We start from the raw sequence: 20,350 nt of genomic DNA on the forward strand, positions 1-20,350 counted from the left end.
CGGCCTCGGAATTCAATTCGGGCATGCCGAAATTGACCCCGTAGGGAGATCGTGCTGAGTTTGGTGTGCCGCTCACGCGGCGAGAGTGGCCGCCGCAGAACCGTTACGGCTCCGTGGCAACCCGGAGAACTTTACGGATCCGGTCAGGGGCTGTCAACCCCGGGTTCACTCCAGATCCGAGAGCCTGCCGCCGGCGTCCGGCTGGGCGTCCTCGACCCTGCGAAGCAGCCTGGTCAGCAGCTCGCCGAGGAGTCCGCGCTCCTCCCCGGAGAGGTCCTGCAGCAGGTCCTCCTCGAAGACCGTGGCCAGGCGCATCGCCTCCAGCCACTTCTCCCGGCCCGTGTCCGTCAGCTCGATGATGACCCGTACCCGATTCGACTCGTCGCGGTCGCGGGTCACTAGGCCCTCCGCGACCATGCGGTCGATCCGGTGCGTCATGGCGGCCGGTGTGAGGCCGAGGCGCTTGGCGATCTCGCCCGGACCCAGGCGGTACGGAGCGCCGGACAGAACGAGGGCCTTCAGGACCTCCCACTCCGCATTGCTGATGCCGAGCGTCGCCGTCTGACGGCCGTACGCCACGTTCATCCGGCGGTTCAGGCGGCCGAGCGCGGAGACCACCTGCTCGACCTGGGGATCGAGGTCCTTGAACTCGCGCTGATACGCGGCGATCTGCTCCTCGAGGGTCGGCTCGGTCGGTGCTGTGGCATCGGCGGTGTCACCCATGCCCGGCAGTATCGCACGCTGCGACTTTGCACTAAAGACCTTCGAGCCGTACTCTTTAGCTCTGAACTTTAGCTTCTAAGTCTTCAGGTCTAACTCCTGGAGCGACTCCTAAGGCAGGTGAAAGTGACCAGGGCGAAGGGCGCTGCGATGCGCCGGATCCACGTGGGCAACGCACTGAGTGCGTTCGGTCTCGGCTTCACGGTCCCGTTCCTCTACGTCTACGTGGCGCAGGTGCGGGAACTCGGTCCTACGACGGCGGGCCTCGTGCTCGCCGTCTTCGCCGTGGCCGCGCTCGTAGTGCTGCCGTTCACCGGTCGGGCCGTCGACCGGCGCGGTCCGCTGCCCGTGCTGCTCGCCGCCCTGGTGACCGCCGCGATCGGTGCGATGAGCCTCGGGCTCGCCACCGGCCCCCAGACGGTGCTCGCCGCGGCCGCGCTGCTCGGCGCCGGGCAGGCCGTGATGCAGCCGGCGCTGGCCACGATGATCGTGGAGTGCTCGACTCCAGAGACCCGGACGCGCGCCTTCGCCATGCAGTTCTTTCTGCAGAACCTGGGCCTCGGCATCGGCGGCCTGATCGGCGGCCAGATCGTGAAGCAGGAGCGCCCCGGCGACTTCACGCTGCTCTTCGGCATCGAGGCCGGCATGTTCCTGGTGCTCGTCGCGATCATGGCGACGGTGAAGCTGCCGGCGCAGCCGCGTATCGGCGATGCCACTCCGCAGGCGAAGGGCGGCTGGAAGCAGCTGTTCAGTCAGCGGGCCATGGTGCAGCTGTGCGTTCTCGGCTTCGTGCTCTTCTTCGCCTGCTACGGGCAGTTCGAGTCCGGTCTGTCCGCGTACGGCGTCGAGGCGGCGGGGATCTCGCCGTCCACCCTTGGTATCGCGCTCGCCGCCAACACCGGGGCGATCGTGGCGGCGCAGTTCCTGGTCCTGAAGTTCGTCGAGCGGCGCAAGCGCTCGCGCGTGATCGCTTCCGTCGGGCTGATCTGGGCCGTGGCCTGGGTCTTCGCCGGGTACGCGGGCCTCGGGCACGGCAGCCAGGCCATGGCGACGGCCGCGTTCATCTCCACGTACGCGCTGTTCGGGATCGGGGAGGCGATGCTGTCGCCGACCGTCGCGCCGCTGGTGGCGGATCTGGCGCCGGACGGGATGGTCGGTCGCTACAACTCGGCCTTCGCGCTGGTGAAGCAGCTCGCGCTCGCGGTCGGGCCCGCGGTGGGCGGGCCTATGGGGGCCTCGCTGCACGGGCCGTACATCGCGGTGTTCGTGCTCTTCTCGCTCGGCATCACGGTGCTCGCGCTGAAGCTCGGCCGGTCGCTCACTCCGGCGCAGAACCACCCGTGGGCCGAGAGGAAGAGCCTCGTCGTACGGGAGGGCAAGCCCGCCCCGGAGGCGGTCAGCGCCTGACGGCGGGCATACGGGCTACTCGCGCGGCAGGGCGAACTCGCACCAGACCGCCTTGCCGCCGCCCGGGGTGCGCCGGGAGCCCCAGGAGGACGCGATCGTCGCGACGATGGCGATGCCGCGCCCCGCTTCGTCGGCCGGCTCCGCGCGGCGGCGGCGCGGCAGGTGGTCGTCGCCGTCGGTGACCTCGACGATCAGGCGGCGGTCCGTACGGCGGAGTCTCAGGCGCATCGGCGGGGTGCCGTGCTGCAGGGAGTTGGCGACGAGTTCGCTGGCGGCGAGGACGCCCAGGTCGTGCAGCTCAGCCGGGAAGCGCCAGCTGGCGAGGACGCCGGAGGCGAAGGCACGCGCGCGTGGTGCCGCTTCCACGCCGCCGAGCAGTTCGAGGGCGGCGCCCCGGAAGCGCTCGGCGTCGGCGCCCGTGCGCTTGGGGTGCTGCAGGACCAGGACCGCCACGTCGTCGTCGTGCTCGGCGGTCACGCCAAGGGTGCGGATGAGGCGGTCGCAGACCACCTGCGGGTTGCCCGTCGCCCCCGCGAGGGCCTGCTCCAGGGCGGCGACTCCCTGGTCGATGTCCTCGTCCCGCCGCTCCACCAGGCCGTCGGTGTAGAGGACGGCCGTGGCGCCGGGCGGGAAGGGCAGGGAGCCCGAGGTGTGCATCCAGCCGCCGGTGCCGAGCGGCGGTCCGGTCGGCTCCTCCGCGCGGTGCAGCTCGCCCTCCTCGTCGCGTACGAGGATCGGGAGGTGGCCGGCGGAGGCGTAGGTGAGGCGGCCTTCGTTCGGGTCGTGGATGGCGTAGACGCAGGTGGCGATCTGGCTGGCGTCGATCTCCGCGGCGAGGCCGTCGAGCAGTTGCAGGACTTCGTGCGGGGGCAGGTCCAGGCGCGCGTACGCCCGGACCGCCGTGCGGAGCTGGCCCATCACCGCGGCGGCGCGCACGCCGCGCCCCATGACGTCCCCGATGACGAGGGCGGTGCGGCCGCCGCCGAGGGTGATCACGTCGTACCAGTCGCCGCCGACCGCGGCGTCCGTGCCGCCCGGCTGGTACGTGGCGGCGATGCGGAGGTCGTCCGGGCCCTCCAACTCCTGGGGGAGCAGGGAGCGTTGGAGGGTGACAGCGGTCTCGCGGTGGCGGCGCTCGCTCGCGCGGAGCCGTTCGGCGGCCTCGGCCTGGTCGGTGACGTCGGCGGCGAAGACGAGGACGCCGCCGCCGTCCGGGGTGTCGAGCGGGGTGCACGTGAACGTGTACGACCGGCCGCCGGGGACCTTGCGGGACTTGACCGTGCGCGGCTTGGCGCTGCGCAGGACCTGGTCGAGCAGCGGCAGCAGGCCGAGCTCCTCCAGCTCGGGCAGGGCTTCGTGCGCGGGGGCGCCGACGGGGCGGGGGCCGAAGGCTTCGGCGTAGGCGTCGTTGACGTACGCGATGCGGTGTTCGGGGCCGTGGACCAGGGCGACGAGGGCGGGGACGCGGTCGAGGACGCCGCGCACGGGGATGTCCTCGACGGCGGGCGTGGGAACGGCGTCGTCCGCTTCGTCGGCCGGGTGCTCGGCGCGGGCGGCGGGCACGGATCCGCGGTCGGATCGTGCTGCGGCGCGGCGCTGCGTTCCGGGGAGTCGGGCGCTCCAGCGCGTGAAGTTCACTGCGTTAGGCCTCGTGTGTTCGCTTCTGGGTCGAGACACGGCACTGGGGATGCCTCGTGCAAGGTCGAGGGGCGGTTCGCCCGTGGTCGTGTCCAGTCTGTCCGACCGGACTGACATCCGTCAGACGCCGGTGCTGTACGGGGAGTTCCTGGCTCCGGTCAGGAGGACTCCTTCGGGCGCTGTCCTCCGGCAGCGAGTTCGAACTCCGCACGCGGGTGCTCGAGGGAGCCCAGGGAGACGATCTCGCGTTTGAAGAGCCCGGCGAGGGTCCATTCGGCCAGGACGCGGGCCTTCCGGTTGAAGGTGGGCACCCGGCTGAGGTGGTAGACGCGGTGCATGAACCAGGCAGGGTAGCCCTTCAACTTCCGCCCGTAGACGTGTGCGACGCCTTTGTGGAGGCCGAGGGACGCGACGGATCCGGCGTACTTGTGCGCGTAGTCCGTCAGGGGTCTGCCGCGCAGTGCGGCGACGACGTTGTCGGCTAGGACCTTGGCCTGGCGGAGCGCGTGCTGGGCGTTGGGGGCGCACTCTGTGCCCGGTTCGGCGGCGGTGATGTCGGGTACCGCGGCCGCGTCACCGGCCGCCCACGCGTGCGTGGTGGCGTCCAGGGCGAGCTTGGCGGTGCACTTGAGGCGGCCGCGTTCGTTGCGGGGCAGGTCGGTGGCGGCGAGCACGGGGTGGGGTTTGACGCCTGCGGTCCAGACGACGGTGCGGGTGGGGAAGCGGGAGCCGTCGTCGAGCACGGCGACGCGGTCCTGGCAGGAGTCGAGCCGGGTCTCCAGGCGTACGTCGATGTTGCGGCGGCGCAGTTCGCGCACCGTGTAGCTGCCCATCACCTCGCCGACCTCGGGCAGGATGCGGTTCGAGGCCTCCACGAGGATCCACTTCATGTCCTCGGGTTTGACGTTGTGGTAGTAGCGCGAGGCGTAGCGGGCCATGTCCTCCAGCTCGCCGAGCGCCTCCACGCCCGCGTAGCCGCCGCCGACGAAGACGAAGGTGAGGGCCGCGTCGCGCACCGCGGGGTCACGAGTGGAGGAGGCGATGTCCATCTGCTCGATGACGTGGTTGCGCAGGCCGATGGCCTCTTCGACGGTCTTGAAGCCGATGCCGTAGTCGGCGAGTCCGGGCACGGGCAGGGTGCGCGAGATGGAGCCGGGGGCGAGGACGAGTTCGTCGTACGTGATCTCGACGGCGCCGGTGCCCTCCTCCTCGGTGGCGAGGGTGGTGACGGTCGCGGTCCGCTTGGCGTGGTCGATGGACTGCGCCTCGCCGATGACGACCTTGCACTGGTCCAGGACGCGGCGCAGCGGTACGACGACATGGCGCGGCGAGATCGATCCGGCGGCGGCCTCGGGCAGGAACGGCTGGTACGTCATGTACGGGTCGGGGGTGACCACGACGATCTCCACCGACCCCTGCCTGAGCTCGGGTTTCAGCCTCTTCTGCAGCCGCAGCGCGGTGTACAGCCCGACGTAGCCGCCGCCGACGACGAGAATGCGAGCCCGGGGCGATCCGGGGGCCCTCCCCCGTGAGTTTGCAGCCATCACCTGTCCATGACGCACCGCGGCCGCGCGTTTGTCCACAGGCCCGGCAATTTGTGTGACCGGAAGTCGGCGGGGCTCCGGTGCCCGGCGTGTTCCGTGAGTTCGGAGAAATACGCAGGTCAGCGTGTGACTTCGACGGCTCGACCGGGGGTGCAATCAGGGTGGAACCGGTGCGTACTCCGATCGGGGGGCGCTCCGTGCGGAACTGGCCCCTTCTGAATTGACTCCGCCTCAACTATGTTCGTGTGTCGTCGGGGTGCGGGGGAAGCACCACAGATGATCACGGCCAGATCCCCTTCGCGCACCGGCAGTCAGGCGGGGAAGTCTCCGGGGGGAGACGTCATTACCGGGGGAACGCTTATGCACATTCAGGATTCTCATTGGGGTACCGCGTCGGCTCTCGCGGACGGCGCGGACTCGCAGGCCAGGACCGGTGCTGCGGACGGTTCGCGCAGCACGCCGCTGCGCGTGGACGCCCAGCGCAATCTGGAGCACGTGCTCCGCGCGGCGCGCGAGGTCTTCGGCGAGCTGGGGTACGGCGCGCCGATGGAGGACGTGGCGCGGCGGGCGCGGGTCGGGGTGGGCACGGTCTACCGCCGCTTCCCGAGCAAGGACGTCCTCGTACGGCGCATCGCCGAGGAGGAGACGGCGCGGCTGACCGAGCAGGCGCAGACGGCGCTCGGGCAGGAGGAGGAGCCGTGGTCGGCGCTCTCCTGCTTCCTGCGGACGTCGGTGGCGTCCGGCGCGGGCCGGCTGCTGCCGCCGCAGGTGCTGCGCGTGGGCGTGGCCGACGAGGGCGCGGCGGAGTCGGCCGAGGACGCGGCGCGGGTGCCGCAGCAGCGGCATGCGGCGGCGCAGCCCGATCTGCGGCTCGTGGAGCAGCGGCAGTCCCCGGAGCAGGAGGCCGCGGACGCCGACGCCGACTCGGGTACGGCGGCGCTGCTCGACGTGGTCGGTCAGCTGGTGGAGCGGGCGCGGGCGGCGCAGGCGCTGCGCGCGGACGTGACCGTGGCGGACGTGCTGCTGGTTATAGCCACGGCTGCGCCTTCGCTGCCCGATCCGGCGCAGCAGGCGGCGGCCTCGGGGCGGCTGCTCGACATCCTTCTGGAGGGGCTGCGGTCCCGGCCCGCCTGATCTCTTTTCGGGGCTTCGGGTACGCCTTGCGGAAAAGGCCGGAAAGGCGGGAAATGCCGGAGAAGTCGGGGCCCTTACGGGTCTCGGACCGGTCAACTCGCCTTCCCGGCATACCCGTTCAGTGTGCCCCGAATGAGTGAACGGCAGTGCCGGGTTTCCGGAACTCGCCCCGGATGAGTGGTTGCCCGCATTCGGGGTTCGTTGCCGTTGACGCATGTGACACTCTTTCCCGGTGTTCGGTCTGAGTGTTTGTGCGGGGGCTACGCGCTATGAGCGTTGACGGGCGGGACGAGCCACTCTCCGGGGGTGTGGACTCCAGTGGGCTGCCCTCTCGACAGGTGCCGAGTCAGGGCGGCCCTTCCGGCCCCTCGGGTCACGCGGGCGACGAGAGCGCGAACAGCGTCCCCTCACAGCGCGAGAGCACGGACTCCACGGACCACGCGGCGCAGGCCGGCGGTTCGCTCGCCGACGACCTCCTCTCCTCCTCCGAAGGTCCCGCGGCCGACCATGAGTTGATCGCTCGGATGCGTACGGGCGACGACTCGGCGTACGAGGAGCTGTACCGCCGCCATGCGGAAGCGGTACGGCGCTACGCGCGTACGTGCTGCCGGGACGGACACACCGCGGACGACCTGACGTCCGAGGTGTTCGCCCGCATGCTGCAGGCGGTGCGCGGGGGTTCGGGGCCCGAGCACGCGGTGCGCGCGTATCTGCTCACCTCGGTGCGGCGGGTGGCGGCCGGCTGGATGAAGGCCGGCCATCGGGAGCAACTCGTCGAGGACTTCGCGGTGTTCGCCTCACAGGCCTCGCGTTCCTCGGAGGTCTCCGACGACGACACCCTGGACCTGGGCGCCGACGTGATGGCCATGCACGAGGCCGAGCGGTCCATGGTCATGCAGGCCTTCCGCAGCCTGTCCGAGGAGTGGCAGGCCGTCCTGTGGCACACGGAGGTCGAGGACGACCCGCTGAGCGAGGTCGCCCCGCTGTTCGGGCACGCCTCGCCCAACGCGACGGCGCAGCTGGCGAGTCGGGCCCGCGAGGGTCTGAAGCAGGCGTATCTGCAGGCGCATGTGAGCACCGCGCTCGCCTCGGACGACGCGTGCGCCCAGTACGCGGACCGGCTCGGGGCGTACGCCCGCGGGCGGCTGCGCACGCGCGCCGAGCGGGGCCTGCGCAAGCACCTGGAGGAGTGCTCCAAGTGCCGCCTCGCGGCGGGCCAGATCAAGGAGTTGGCGGGCGGTATTCCGGCGCTCGTTCCGGTCGCGGTCATCGGTTGGTTCGGCGCCGCCGGGTACTCCGTCAAGGCCGGGCTGCTGCTCGGTGGCGGCGCGGCGGGCGCAGCCGGCGCCGGTGCGGCGGCCGCCGCGGGCGGCACCACCGGAGGTGCGGCCGGGGGTGCGGCGGCCGAGGGGCTCGGCGCCCCGGCGAAGGCCGGCATCGCGGCGGGCGTCGTCGTCGCGGCCGGGGTCGCCGTGGCCCTCGCCCTGACCGGCAGCGAGCCCCAGCCGGAGGCGAAGCCCAAACCGGCGCCGACGCAGTCCGCCGAGCCGCAGCAGCCCGAACCGGAGCCCGAGCCGGAGTCCCCCGAGCCTGAGCCGCCGGCCCCTGAGCCCTCGCCGGAACCGACCCCGACGCCCACTCCTACCCCCACGCCTACCCCGACTCCGACGCCCACGCCCCCTCCGCCGCCGGAGCCGAGCCCGACGAAGCCGTCGCCGCCCCCGCCGGCGGAGCCGAAGGTGTACCCGGTCAACGAGCTGGAGTACAGCGTCCTCGGCGACGGCACCAAGCCCGAGGTGCGGATGGGCGAGTCCAGCTGGTTCTGGCAGCGCCGCAATCTCCGCATCGGCGGCGAGCAGTACGACCACGGCATCACCGTGCACGCCCGTTCCTCGCTGACCATCGACCTCAACCGCACCTGCAGCACGTACGACGCGCTGGTGGGTGTGGACGACATGACGATGGGGCTCGGCGCGGTGCGGTTCCAGGTGCTGGCCGACGGGGAGCCGATGTGGAGCTCGCCGGTGATGCGCGGCGGGGATCCGGCGGTGCCCGTGCACGTCGACCTGACCGGGCGCAAGACGATGCAGTTGATCGTCGAGCCGGAGTCGGACTTCGACGCGGTGGCGCTCGCAGACTGGGCGCAGTCACGGATCGCCTGCGAGTAGCGCCCGCGCCGCTCACCCCAGCTCCAACCCCCGCTCTGCGGCGGCCACTTCGGCCGCTACGCCCTCCGGGCCCGGCTCGTCCCCGGCCGTCCGCTCCGTCTCGTACCGCTGCTCGCCGAGGGCCGTGCGCAGGGCGCGCTCAAGGGCTTCCGTCTCGGCCCTTTCGGGTACGCAGCGGGGCCGGGCCGCGCGCCAGGCCGTGGCGGCGGCGAGGAGGCGGGCCGCGCGCGGGTCGTCCAAGGCGCGCAGCAGCACGGCGAGGCTCTCGGTGAGCGTGGCCGGGACGAGGACGAGTTCGGCGCGGCGCGCGGCACCGCGCGCCGCAGGCCCTCCGCGACCAGGGGCAGGCCCGCGCGCGGGCTCGACTCGGCGGCGGTGATGCGGCCGTCGAGTTCGGCGATCGCCGCCTCGAACTGCGGTGGCGGCGTGGCGCGTTCGCCCTGGCGCCGAGCCGTCTCGCACTCCTGCCACAGGGCGAGCGCCTCGCGCAGGACCCGCGACGTGGTGGCCGGATCGCCCGCGCGCAGCGCCTCCGTACGCTGCCGGGCGCGGCGTTCGAGGCGGTGCAGGTCCACGTCGTCGGGGTCCGCGTCCCGTCGGTAGCCGCCGGGGGCCGAGGCGACCGCCCGGCGGCCGAGCGCCCGGCGGAGCCGGCCCGGCAGGGCCTGGAGTGCGGCGGGGGCGTCGGGCGGCGGGGCGTCCGCCCGCACCTCGTCGATGAGCGTCCCGACCGGGACCGTACGCCCCGTGTGCAGCGCGAGTGCGGCGAGGAGCGCGCGCACGCGGGGGCCGCCCACCGGGGCGGGGGCGCCCTGCTCGTCGCGCGCCGTCGTGGCGCCCAGGATTCGGTACCGCACGGGTCCATTGTTCCCGCGGCCACTGACAACCGCCGGTGATCGGTCGCGCAGCCGGCCGGGGCCGAAGGGGGCGTACGGCCTCAGACCCCGGTGGGGCTGCCCGCGCCCCCGAGCGCCCCCCTGCGCTGCCCGAGCACGCCCTTGTGCGGGGTGATCCCGGAAGGCACCGCACGCGCGCGTGCCGGTGTGCCCGTCCAGCAGGTGCCGCGGCGGGACAGGAGCCGGCGCAGCCACAGTTCGGTCGAGACGAGTTCGGCGAGGCCGTCGAGCCCGCTCCGGTCCCCGTCGGCGGCCTCCCGCAGGGCGCGCTGCACCACGCGGCCCTCGACCAGGCCCGCCTGGGCGAGCAGCGGCGCGGCGAACAGGTCGTCCAACTCCTCGACGGCGACGCGGAGTCCGGTGCCGACGGCGGCCGTGGACGAGGCCAGCGTCGGCTCGCCCCAGCCGTCCGGCAGCTCGGCGACCCCGGCGCCCTCCAGGACGGTGCGGAGGATCTCCGCGCGTGCGCCCGGTCGCACCCGGAGCGCCTCGGGGAGCGCCCGGCACGCGCGTACGACCTGGTTGTCGAGGAACGGGGCGTGCAGGCGCTGGAAGCGGACCTCCGCGGCCTGTTCCAGGACCCGCAGGTCGGCGGCGTGCCGGGTCAGGGCGGCTCGGGCGCGCAGCTCGCCGGGGTGCTGGCCGGGGCCCGGTCCCGGGCGGGTCGCCGCCTGTTCGAGGCGAACCGATACTTCAGCGAGCGCCTCGCCGGTCAGCCACCGCGCGGCGGGCCCCGGTCTCGCCCAGGCGAGCGCCGCGAGGGAGGCGCCGACCGCGCCCGCGGGCTCCTCGAACCTGCCCTCTCTCAGACGTACGGCGGCGTCCTCGATGCCTGCGCGGTACGACGTACGGGCGAGACGGCGGGCGGCCGCGTACACCCGCGCGGGGACGAGAACCGATCCCTCCGCCTTGGCCAACGCCGCGACGGGGCGCACGAGATGGCGTCTGCGCCGGTCCATCAGGAGGTCCGCCAGGCGCGCGGGGTGGGCGTCGAGCACCTGGCGTGCGCCGTACCCGGTGAAGTGGTCGGCGCTGCCCGAGGCGAGGCGGGCGCGGTGGCGTGCGGCGGTCACCAGAGAGGGGCCCGGCTCGTCGGTGAGCGGCCCCTCCAAGTCGGCGTAGGGCAGGGCCTCTTCGCCCGCCGCGACCACGACGTGGTGCAGGCGCGGGTTGGCCGCGATGGCGCCCGCGCGCTGCAGTTCGGCCTCGCGCCCGCCGGTGGCCAGGTCGTTGAAGGTGACGGCGAGGAGCCGCTCGCCCGCGCCGGTGCCGTGGCCGAGGACGGTGCCGGGCAGTCCGGGCAGCCCCGCGGCGAGCAGCGCGAGCGTGCCGGACGCCGGCCCGCCGGAGAGGTCGGCGCCGATGCCGGGCACGGGTCTGCGCGCGCCGCGCCGCTCCGCGGGCCCCATGCCGGGGACCGGGCCCGGGTCGATGTCCGGGACGTGCCGGGGCGCGGCGAGCCGGGTGCGCACGGCCTCGACCAGGGCGTCGCGGACGCCGTCCACCGCCCGCGCGCCGTCCATCTGCGGTGCGGCGACGACGAGCGAGGCGAGCGGTTCGTACCCGGCGATCTCGCGGGCGCCGTCGCGCAGGATCAGGGCGTGGCCGGGCGGGATGCGGTGCACGCCGAGGTAGGGCGTCGAGTCGTGCAGGGCCTCGGGGACGTCGGGGCAGGCGAGCAGGGCCGCGAGGTGGCCGATGTCCAGGTTGGCCTCGATGAGGTCGGCGAGCGGCAGGGCCGCGGTGGCGTACGCCGTGCCGCCCGCCCAGGGGGTGTGGAAGACGGGGCGCGCGCCCGCGAGGTCGCCCGCGACGGTGATGCGGCGGCCGACCTGGACGACCGCGGTGTAGCTGCCGGGCCAGGCGGTGAGGTGGCGCAGGGCGCCGCCGCGGGCCGCGAACAGGCCGACCCGCAGCTGTTCGTCACTCGCCCCGCAGGTGCCGAGTACGGCGATCCTGGTGCGCTCGTCGGCCTTGACGACGCGGACCTCGTCGGGCCGCCAGTCGCCGACCGCCCACAGCGGATCCGGGTCGCCCCACAGGAGTTGGGAGCCGACGGGGTGCACGGTCTCGCCGCCGTCGTGCGCATCGGGCGCCATGGCCGGGCCCGTCCTCGCGGTGGTACTGCTCCACCCCACCAGCCACCGCATCGACGCCTCCACAGGCTGTGGACAACCGAACCGAAGAAGCCGGAGCGCTGCCGGAGCACTGCCGGGAACTCAGGTCCATGCTGCCACGAAGAAGGCGTACGAGAGGGGTTCCGGGAGCGTACGGGCATGCCTCAACGCGCCCCCGGATTCGGACACTTGAGACATCTCGGGGGCGATCGGCAGGCATCGATATTTGGCCAATTCGGTGTCCGCGCAAACGGCACCACAGCAGGGGACGAGGGCTGGCACGCGCGCGTGGGGCCTACGGATCGACACAGTCCGGGAGGCGCCCATCACCTCCCGGACCGCTCCGCCGCCCGCGGGGATGAAGGCGGCGGCATCCCCCAGCCCACTGGTTCCAGTGCACAGCGGGCCGACCCACGCACCGCCCATGGAAGCGCTCCCCCCGGGTGTCCGAGAAGAGCGCACATGCGGGCGCACGGCCACACGCCCGGAGCACGACCGACGGGACCCGCACTCCTGTACAGACAACATTCCCGCCATCCGGAACCAGGGCCCTTAACGCTTGGAATGCGGGGAACTACGCTGGGTTTACGAATGCCGCGTGGTTATGCCAAAGCCGCGGCAGCCGTCTGTGTCGAGGGGTGGCGCATGTCCAGGGAGCAACGCGGGCCGAACGAAAAGCTCGGCGCGGTTCTCGCCCTCGCGGGAATCAGCAACGCCGGCCTGGCACGAAGGGTCAACGACCTCGGTGCACAGCGGGGGTTGACGCTTCGCTACGACAAGACCTCGGTGGCCCGCTGGGTCTCCAAGGGCATGGTGCCGCAGGGCGCAGCGCCGCATCTGATCGCCGCGGCCATCGGCCAGAAGCTGGGCCGCCCGGTGCCGCTGCACGAGATCGGACTCGCGGACGCGGACCCGGCGCCCGAAGTGGGCCTCGCCTTCCCGCGCGACGTCGGTGCGGCGGTGAAGTCCGCGACGGAGCTGTACCGCCTGGACCTCGCGGGCCGCAGGGCCGGAGGGGGCGGCATCTGGCAGTCCCTGGCCGGCTCCTTCGCCGTGAGCGCGTACGCGACCCCGGCGTCCCGGTGGCTGATAACCCCCGCCGACAGCTCCGTGGAGCGCTCCCCCGAGAGCGCCGCGGAGGGCGACACGGCCGCCGCGGCGGGCGAGACGCTGCAGCGCGTCGGCCACAGCGACGTGCACAAGCTGCGTGAGGCCGCCGAGGACGCGCGCCGCTGGGACTCCAAGTACGGCGGCGGGGACTGGCGTTCGTCGATGGTCCCGGAGTGCCTGCGGGTCGAGGCGGCCCCGCTACTCCTCGGCTCGTACTCCGACGAGGTCGGCCGCGCCCTGTTCGGAGCGACGGCCGAACTGACCCGCCTCGCGGGCTGGATGGCCTTCGACACGGGCCAGCAGGAGGCCGCCCAGCGCTACTACATCCAGGCGTTACGCCTCGCCAGGGCCGCCGCCGACGTCCCCCTCGGGGGGTACGTCCTCGCGTCGATGTCCCTCCAGGCCACCTACCGCGGCTTCGGCGACGAGGGCGTGGACCTCGCGCAGGCCGCCATCGAGCGCAACCGCGGCCTCGCCACCGCACGCACCATGAGCTTCTTCCGCCTCATCGAGGCGCGGGCACACGCGCGTGCGGGCGACGCGCAGGCCGCGGGGGCCGCGCTCAAGGCCGCCGAGGGCTGGCTGGAGCGCGCGCGGGACGGCGACAACGACCCGCAGTGGCTCGGCTTCTACTCGTACGACCGCTTCGCCGCCGACGCCGCGGAGTGCTACCGCGACCTGAAGGCGCCGCGCCAGGTGCGCCGCTTCACCGAGCAGGCGCTGTCCCGGCCGACCGAGGAGTTCGTCCGCTCGCACGGCCTGCGGCTCGTGGTCAGCGCGGTCGCCGAGCTGGAGTCGGGCAACCTGGACGCGGCGTGCGCGCAGGGCCTGCGCGCCGTCGAAGTGGCCGGACGCATCTCTTCCGCCCGTACGACGGAGTACGTGCGGGACCTGCTGCACCGCCTGGAGGCGCACGGCGACGAGCCGCGCGTCGCGGAGCTGCGGGAACGGGCGAGGCCGCTGCTGGTCGCCCCGGCGTGAGGCGAGCGTCCGGAACATGAGCGTCCGGCGCACCGCCCCTTGTCACCTCGGCAGCAGTCCATGATCCTTTCGGGTTTGAAGGCATTGTCAGTGGCGCAGTGCACTATCGGACCTGGGAGGTGGAGCGCATGACGTACGACTGCGACGTGCTGGTGATCGGCGGCGGGATCGTCGGCCTGTCCACTGCGTACGCACTGACGCGCACCCGTCCGGGCACCCGCGTCACGGTCCTGGAGAAGGAGCCCGGCCCGGCCCGGCACCAGACGGGGCGCAACAGCGGAGTGATCCACAGCGGGATCTACTACGCCCCGGGCTCGCTCAAGGCGAAGTACGCGGTGCGCGGCGCCGCGGAGATGGTCAAGTTCTGCGCGGAGTACGACATTCCGCATGCCGTCACCGGCAAGCTGATCGTCGCCACGGACCGCGCGGAGCTGCCCCGGCTGCACGCGCTCGTGCAGCGCGGCCGGGAGAACGGCATCCCGGTCAGGGAGCTCGGCCCCGCCCAGATAGCGGAGTTCGAGCCACAGGTCAGCGGCATCGCCGGCATTCACGTCGGCACGACGGGCGTATGCGACTTCACGGCCGTCGCCGACCGCCTCGCCCGCGCCTCGGGCGCCGAGGTGCGGTACGGCGCGGAGGTCACGGTGATCGACCGCCGCCCCGAGCGAGGCGTAGCGGTGCGCACGTCGGACGGCACGGTGCTGCGCGCCCGCGCCCTGGTCAACTGCGCGGGCCTGCACTGCGACCGGGTGGCCCGGCTCGCGGGCGACGACCCGGGCATGCGGATCGTCCCCTTCCGCGGGGAGTACTACGACCTGGCCAGACCCGAGCTTGTGCGTGGCCTGGTCTATCCGGTGCCCGACCCGGCCTTCCCGTTCCTCGGCGTGCACCTCACGCGCGGGGTCGACGGCGGCGTGCACATCGGCCCCAACGCCGTCCCGGCCCTGGCCCGCGAGGGGTACGACTGGTCGGTGCTCCGCCCCCGGGACCTCGCCGAGACGCTGACCTGGCCCGGCAGCCGCCACATCGCCCGCAGACACTGGCGGTACGGAGCGGGCGAGCTGCAGCGCTCCCTGTCCAAGGGCGCCTTCACGGACGCGGTGCGCCGGCTGCTTCCCGCCGTCACGGAGGACGACCTGCGGCCCGCGAAGGCCGGGGTGCGCGCCCAGGCGGTGCTGCGCGACGGCACGCTGGTCGACGACTTCCTGATCCGCGAGGCGCCGCGCACGGTCCACGTCCTGAACGCCCCGTCCCCCGCAGCGACGGCCTCCCTGCCCATCGGCCGCGAGGTGGCCCGCAGGGCCCTCCGGGCGCTGGACTCGGTGTAAGGACCGCCCGGTCCTCGGGGCGCTGGACGCGGTGTAAGGACCGCCCGGTCCTCGGGGTGCTGGACGCGGTGTAAGGCGTGCGCCTTCGGGATCACGTTCCACGCCGTCGGCCATCGCACCCTCGGCCACCGCGCCCTCGGCCACCGCACCCTCGGCCACCGCACCCTCGATCGCCCTGCGGGCTCGTCCTCAAACGCTGGACGGGCTGAATTTCGCAGCCCGCCCAGGCGCAAGCCGGCGGCACCACGGCCCCGAGCCGGGGACGGTCACGGTCGCACCGAGCCGAGCAAGGGCCCAAGCCAAAGGGATCCCGGCCGGGCAAGAACCCGAGCCGAGAGGGCCCCGGGTCGAGAAAGGGATGGCCAAGCAAGGTCCCAAGTCCAGCCAGGGACGACGGCCGAGCCAGGGACGACGGCCGAGAAAGACCCGAGCCAAGAGCCTTCGGCCGAGCAAGTACCGAGCCAAGAGGGACCCGGCCAAGCAAAGCCCCCCGCCGAGCAAGAGACAACAGCCCAGCCACGGACGACGGCCGCACCCCCGCGCCGCACCCCCGTAAAATTGCTCTCACTGTGTCTGATTTCCACGCGCCCGACGCCCCCGAAGCCGCCCCGACGACGCCCGCCGCTCCGGCCGCCGCAGAACCGAGCGCGGCCCCGGCCCGGGAACCGGCCTCCGCCCCGGAACCGACCGCGGAGCGGGCCGCCGCCGAGCAGCCCGTCGACGCGCAGCCCGTCGACGCGCCCCGCCGCGCCCGCCCGAAGAGCGAGCCCCGCTTCCCGGACGGGCCCGCGCCCGACCCCGCGGGCTCGCACCACGAGCGCCGGATCCGCAGCTTCCAGCCGCGCCGCAGCCGGGTCACCACCAGCCAGGCCGAGTATCTGCAGCGGCTCTGGCCCAAGTGGGGCCTGGACATCGACGGCCTCGGCAAGCTCGATCTGGACGAGATGTTCGGCGGGCTCCCCGTCGTCCTGGAGATCGGCTTCGGCATGGGCGAGGCCACCGCGCAGATGGCGGCCGACGACCCGGACACCGGCATCCTCGCGGTCGACGTGCACACGCCCGGCATGGGCAACCTGCTGGGCCTCGCCGAGCGCGGCGGCATGACCAACGTCCGCGTGGCCAACGGCGACGCGATCATCCTGCTCCGCGAGATGCTGCCCCCGGCCTCCCTCGACGGCCTGCGCGTCTACTTCCCGGACCCCTGGCCCAAGAAGCGCCACAACAAGCGCCGCCTGATCCAGCCGGAGTTCCTCACGCTCGCCGCGCACTCCCTCAAGCCGGGCGCCCTGGTGCACTGCGCCACCGACTGGGAGGAGTACGCGGAGCAGATGCTGGAAGTCCTCACCGCGCACCCCGACTACGCCAACACCCAGGACGACGGCGGCTTCGCCCCGCGCCCCGCCTTCCGCCCCCTGACCCGCTTCGAGGGCCAGGGCCTGGACAAGGGGCACGTCGTCCACGACCTGCTGTTCCGCAGGAAGTAATTCAGGAAGTAGTTCAGGACGTAGCTCAGGACGTAGTTCAGGAAGCAGCTCAGACAGTTCAGGAAGCAGCTCAAGTCGTAGTTCAGGAGCCGCTCAGGAAGCAGGTTTCGCCCCGCCTGCCCGAAAGGTCCGGAAGAGTCGAGCTCGCATTCGCGAACACCATCGCCCAACCGGCACCCCGCTCGTTATCGTCGAACGCGTGACCCTCGCGCCTCTTCCCCACGCCCCGCAGTCCGGGACGTCCTGGTGGCGGCGCTCGTTCAAGCGGCGGCACTCGGTCAAGCTGTGGACGCTCGGCACCCTGCTCGCGCTCTCCGGTCTGGTGATCCTCGCCCTGGTCCGGGAGGAGACCGGCACCGAGGGCTTCCTGGTCGGCCTCGGCCTGGCCACGCTGCCGGTGCCGCTGCTCACCGCCGCGTTCCGCTGGCTGGACCGGGTCGAGCCGGGCCCCTGGCGGAACCTGTTCTTCTCCTTCGCCTGGGGCGCCTGCGCCGCCGCGCTCATAGCGATCGTGGCGAACTCCTTCGCGACCCGCTGGATAGAGACGGCCACCGCCGACCCGGCCGGCGCCGACGCATGGGGCGCGACCGTCATAGCGCCCGTCGTCGAGGAGTCCGCCAAGGCCGCCGCCGTACTGCTCGTCTTCCTGTTCCGCAGACGGGAGTTCACCGGGATAGTCGACGGGGTGGTGATAGCCGGGGTCACCGCCACCGGCTTCGCGTTCACCGAGAACATCCTCTATCTGGGCACCGCGTACGGCACCGACGAGGCCAGCGGCATCACCGGCCTCGCCCTCGACTCGGTCACCGCCGCGACGTTCTTCGTCCGCATCGTGATGTCGCCCTTCGCGCACCCGCTGTTCACGGTGCTCACCGGCATCGGCTTCGGCCTCGCGGCCCGCGCCGCGCACCGCAGGCGCGTCCGCCGCTTCCTGCTCCCCCTCCTGGGGCTCGTCCTCGCGATGGCCATGCACGCCATCTGGAACGGCTCGGCGGTCTTCGGCGGGTTCGGCTTCCTCTTCGTCTACGTCGGCCTGATGGTCCCCGCCTTCGCGCTCCTGACCTGGCTCACGATCTGGACGCGCCAGCGCGAGCTGCGCACCATCCGCACCGAACTGCCCGTCTACGCCGCGGCCGGCTGGATCGGCCCCCTGGAGGCGTACGCGCTCTCCTCCATGCGGGCCCGCGGCCTCGCCCGCGACCACGCCGCGTACATCGGCGGCCCGTCAGCGGCCCGGACGGTCGCGGAGTACGAGGCGTACGCGACGTCCCTGGCGTTCCTGCGGCACCGAGGGCGGAGCGGCCGGGCGGGCCCGGAGTTCGTCTCCCGCGAGCGGGAACTCCTGGACGAGATCTGGCGGCGCCGCGAGACAGCCCGCCCCGCCCTGGCCCACGCGGCCCGCGCCACGGCCCCACCGATCCCCGCACCCCGCCCGCACCCGTACGCGTACCCCTACGCGCCTCCGTACGCGCCTCCGTACGCCTACGCGCAACCGCACCTCACGTACGTGCCGAGCCCCGCGGCGCACGGACCGCACGCGTACGCGCCGTACGCCCCGGCCCACAACCCCTACCGCTCAGGCTGAGGCAGCCGTCAGCTCGGCGACCTCGGCGTCGGTGAGCTCGACTTCGGCGACCGCGACAAGGGCGGGCAGCTGCTCGACCGTACGGGCCGAGGCGATCGGCGCCACGACGGTCGGCTGCGCGGCGAGCCAGGCGAGGGCGACGGTGGCGAGCTCGGCGTCGTGCGCGGCCGCGACCCGGTCGAGGGCGTCGAGCACCTTGAGGCCGCGCTCGGTCCCGAGGTGACCGCCCGCGCTCTCCGCCCGCACGCTGTCGACGGTGGCGCCCGGCCGGTACTTGCCGGTGAGGAACCCGGAGGCGAGCGCGTAGTACGGCACGGCGGCGAGGCCGGCCCGCGAGGCCACCTCCTGGAGCTCGCCCTCGTACGTGCCGCGCGAGACGAGGTTGTAGTGCGGCTGCAGCGCCACGTACCGGGCGAGGCCCTCGCGCTCGGCGAACTCCAGGGACTCGCGCAGCCGCTCGGGCGAGATGTTGGAGGCGGCGACGGCGCGCACGGTGCCCGCGCGGACCAGGTCGTCGAGGGCGGTGACGATCTCCTCGACCGGGACGGTCGGGTCGTCGAAGTGCGTGTAGTACAGGTCGATGTAGTCCGTGCGAAGGCGGCGCAGGGAATCCTCGACGCCCCGCTTGATGGTCTTCGCTGCGAGGCCCTTGACGCCTTCGAGGGCGCCGACCTTGGTGGCGAGGACGACGTCCTCGCGGTTGCCGCGCGCCGCGAGCCAGTTGCCGATGACGGTCTCGGACTCGCCGCCGCTGTTGCCGGGAACCCACGCCGAGTAGACGTCGGCGGTGTCGACGAAGTTGCCGCCGGCCGCGGTGTAGGCGTCGAGGACGGCGAAGGACTGGTCCTGGTCGGCGCTCCAGCCGAAGACGTTGCCGCCGAGGGCGAGCGGGAAGACCGAGAGGTCGGACGAGCCGAGGGGGCGCAAAGAGGTCATGGGAACGTCAACAGCCGCCGCGGACGGGCCTATTCCGGCGCGCGCACCGCAGAACGGAACGCGTACCGGAACAGGGAACCCGTCACACGACGGCTGTGGAGGGCATGCCTCACCTCACCGATGCATGCCTCGTACCGGCAGCCCTGACGTCGGGGGGTAAGCCGCCAGGACCACTGGAATCCAGGAAGGTCCTGAACGCCCTGAGAAGTCAGACGCCGAGCCTCAGATGCTGACGCCCTTGCCGCGCAGCCACGCGCCCGGGTCGATCAGTTCGCCACCGGACTTGACCTCGAAGTGGAGGTGCGGACCGGTGGAGTTGCCGGTGGAGCCGACCCGCCCGATGACGTCGCCCGTCTTGACCTCCTGGCCGACGCTGACGCTCATCGACGACTGGTGGTTGTACGCGAGCTCCGTGCCGTCGTCCAGCTCGATCACCGTGCGGTAGCCGTAACTGCCGGACCAGCCGGCCTCCTTGACGGTGCCGCTGTGGATCGACTTGATCGGCGTGCCCGTGGGCGCGGCGAAGTCCAGACCCGTGTGGTAGCCGGAGGACCACATCGAACCGGCCTGCCCGAACACCGTGCTGATGGTGTACGAGGAGAGCGGGGCGGTGAAGCTGCGGGCGAGCTTGGCGAGGCGCTCGGCCTCGGCCTTCCGCTTCGCCTCCTCCTCGGCCTTGCGCTTGGCCTCGGCGGCCTTGCGCTCGGCCTCGCTCTGCTGCGCCTCGGCCTCCTCGGCGGCGGCCTTCACCGCGGCGTCGGCGGCGGCGGCCTGCTCGGCGGCCGCGGCCTGGTCCTGCTTCGACTCGGCCTGCTGCATGATGCGCGAGCGCAGCGCCTCACCGGCGTCGGCGGAGGCTGCCTGCTGCTCGCCGCTGAGCTGCGCGACGGGCGCACCGCCCGCGGCGGTGGCCTGAGTGACGCCGGAGAGGTCCTCGGCGCCCGCGGCCTCGTCGGAGTCGGAGATCAGCGAGCCGACGCCGGGAAGGGACTCGGCGTCCGGCAGGGACTCGGTGACGCCGGAGAGGTCGGGCATCGAAATCGGTACCGGCGGACGGTCCTTGGCGGTCGCGATGCCGCCGGCGCCGACCGCGGCGATGACGCCGACGCCGAGCACGGTGGAGCTGCGCGCGAATCCGCCACGCTGCTTGCCGACGCGGTGCCGGCCGCGCACGGGACGAACGGACTCCTCAGTGGGGTTCCACTCTTCCCAGGGCCCTTCGTCGTGCCCGAACGCCTGGTCTCCGTCCGGGAAGTACGCGGGCTCATGGCCGGTCGTGCCTCGGCTTGCGGGGGTCGCCAC

The 20,350-nt window shown here is 73.0% G+C and carries 14 protein-coding genes; 7 read left to right on the plus strand and 7 right to left on the minus strand.

Annotated features, from left to right (window positions below; translation table 11 throughout):
• Positions 1-165: 165 nt before the first annotated feature.
• A complete protein-coding gene (locus QIS96_RS01740; RefSeq protein ID WP_282540527.1) occupies positions 166-723 on the minus strand; it encodes a MarR family winged helix-turn-helix transcriptional regulator in 558 nt (185 codons plus the stop codon).
• Between the two features lie 123 nt (positions 724-846).
• Between QIS96_RS01740 and QIS96_RS01745 the strand changes: the two genes are divergently transcribed.
• Positions 847-2,127 carry an MFS transporter gene (locus QIS96_RS01745; protein ID WP_282540528.1) on the plus strand — a complete coding sequence of 427 codons (1,281 nt, stop codon included), beginning with the start codon at positions 847-849 and terminating at the stop codon, positions 2,125-2,127.
• Between the two features lie 15 nt (positions 2,128-2,142).
• On the opposite strand, the gene QIS96_RS01750 is transcribed toward QIS96_RS01745, so the two are convergent.
• Positions 2,143-3,765, minus strand: coding sequence for an ATP-binding SpoIIE family protein phosphatase (locus QIS96_RS01750; RefSeq protein WP_282540529.1), 1,623 nt, complete (start codon positions 3,763-3,765; stop codon positions 2,143-2,145).
• A gap of 158 nt (positions 3,766-3,923) precedes the next feature.
• Positions 3,924-5,309, minus strand: a complete 1,386-nt coding sequence (locus QIS96_RS01755) for an NAD(P)/FAD-dependent oxidoreductase (protein WP_282540530.1) — start codon at positions 5,307-5,309, stop codon at positions 3,924-3,926.
• Between the two features lie 360 nt (positions 5,310-5,669).
• On the opposite strand from QIS96_RS01755, the gene QIS96_RS01760 reads away from it, so the two are divergent.
• Positions 5,670-6,443: a TetR/AcrR family transcriptional regulator gene (locus QIS96_RS01760; protein ID WP_282540531.1), complete on the plus strand. Its 774-nt coding sequence runs from the start codon at positions 5,670-5,672 to the stop codon at positions 6,441-6,443.
• A 269-nt stretch (positions 6,444-6,712) separates the two neighbouring features.
• Positions 6,713-8,611, plus strand: a complete 1,899-nt coding sequence (locus tag QIS96_RS01765) for a sigma-70 family RNA polymerase sigma factor (RefSeq protein WP_282540532.1) — start codon at positions 6,713-6,715, stop codon at positions 8,609-8,611.
• Between the two features lie 56 nt (positions 8,612-8,667).
• On the opposite strand, the gene QIS96_RS37645 is transcribed toward QIS96_RS01765, so the two are convergent.
• Both QIS96_RS37645 and QIS96_RS01775 read right to left on the minus strand, forming a co-directional pair.
• Positions 8,668-9,468, minus strand: coding sequence for an AfsR/SARP family transcriptional regulator (locus QIS96_RS37645; protein WP_349017358.1), 801 nt, complete (start codon positions 9,466-9,468; stop codon positions 8,668-8,670).
• Positions 9,469-9,548: 80 nt separating this feature from the next.
• On the minus strand, positions 9,549-11,657 hold the full coding sequence (locus QIS96_RS01775) for an asparagine synthase-related protein (protein WP_282540533.1): 2,109 nt from the start codon (positions 11,655-11,657) through the stop codon (positions 9,549-9,551).
• A gap of 612 nt (positions 11,658-12,269) precedes the next feature.
• Between QIS96_RS01775 and QIS96_RS01780 the strand changes: the two genes are divergently transcribed.
• The 4 genes from QIS96_RS01780 to QIS96_RS01795 all read left to right on the plus strand — a co-directional run bounded on the left by QIS96_RS01780 (position 12,270) and on the right by QIS96_RS01795 (position 18,112).
• A complete protein-coding gene (locus QIS96_RS01780; RefSeq protein WP_282540534.1) occupies positions 12,270-13,715 on the plus strand; it encodes an MFS transporter in 1,446 nt (481 codons plus the stop codon).
• A gap of 128 nt (positions 13,716-13,843) precedes the next feature.
• Positions 13,844-15,043, plus strand: a complete 1,200-nt coding sequence (gene lhgO, locus QIS96_RS01785; RefSeq protein WP_282540535.1) for an L-2-hydroxyglutarate oxidase — start codon at positions 13,844-13,846, stop codon at positions 15,041-15,043.
• Positions 15,044-15,612: 569 nt separating this feature from the next.
• On the plus strand, positions 15,613-16,527 hold the full coding sequence (gene trmB / locus QIS96_RS01790) for a tRNA (guanosine(46)-N7)-methyltransferase TrmB (protein ID WP_282540536.1): 915 nt from the start codon (positions 15,613-15,615) through the stop codon (positions 16,525-16,527).
• Positions 16,528-16,726: 199 nt separating this feature from the next.
• Positions 16,727-18,112 carry a PrsW family intramembrane metalloprotease gene (locus QIS96_RS01795; protein WP_282540537.1) on the plus strand — a complete coding sequence of 462 codons (1,386 nt, stop codon included), beginning with the start codon at positions 16,727-16,729 and terminating at the stop codon, positions 18,110-18,112.
• Here QIS96_RS01795 and QIS96_RS01800 read toward each other — a convergent pair.
• Together QIS96_RS01800 and QIS96_RS01805 are read right to left on the minus strand one after the other, a co-directional pair.
• Entirely contained in the window at positions 18,104-19,048 is a 945-nt protein-coding gene (locus QIS96_RS01800; RefSeq protein WP_282540538.1) for an aldo/keto reductase, read from the minus strand. The two genes, QIS96_RS01795 and QIS96_RS01800, sit on opposite strands and share 9 nt — an antisense overlap.
• 222 nt (positions 19,049-19,270) lie before the next feature.
• A complete protein-coding gene (locus QIS96_RS01805; protein WP_282540539.1) occupies positions 19,271-20,350 on the minus strand; it encodes a M23 family metallopeptidase in 1,080 nt (359 codons plus the stop codon).

It is taken from the genome of Streptomyces cavernicola, from assembly GCF_029968035.1.
Classification (GTDB): Bacteria; Actinomycetota; Actinomycetes; order Streptomycetales; family Streptomycetaceae; genus Streptomyces; species Streptomyces cavernicola.

Coding starts and splice junctions, on each gene's coding strand:
- QIS96_RS01740 (WP_282540527.1), bottom strand. CDS start 723: ATGGGTGACACCGCCGATGCCACAGCACCGACCGAGCCGACCCTCGAG.
- QIS96_RS01755 (WP_282540530.1), bottom strand. CDS start 5,309: ATGGCTGCAAACTCACGGGGGAGGGCCCCCGGATCGCCCCGGGCTCGC.
- QIS96_RS01760 (WP_282540531.1), top strand. CDS start 5,670: ATGCACATTCAGGATTCTCATTGGGGTACCGCGTCGGCTCTCGCGGAC.
- QIS96_RS01765 (WP_282540532.1), top strand. CDS start 6,713: ATGAGCGTTGACGGGCGGGACGAGCCACTCTCCGGGGGTGTGGACTCC.
- QIS96_RS01775 (WP_282540533.1), bottom strand. CDS start 11,657: ATGCGGTGGCTGGTGGGGTGGAGCAGTACCACCGCGAGGACGGGCCCG.
- QIS96_RS01780 (WP_282540534.1), top strand. CDS start 12,270: ATGTCCAGGGAGCAACGCGGGCCGAACGAAAAGCTCGGCGCGGTTCTC.
- lhgO (WP_282540535.1), top strand. CDS start 13,844: ATGACGTACGACTGCGACGTGCTGGTGATCGGCGGCGGGATCGTCGGC.
- QIS96_RS01800 (WP_282540538.1), bottom strand. CDS start 19,048: ATGACCTCTTTGCGCCCCCTCGGCTCGTCCGACCTCTCGGTCTTCCCG.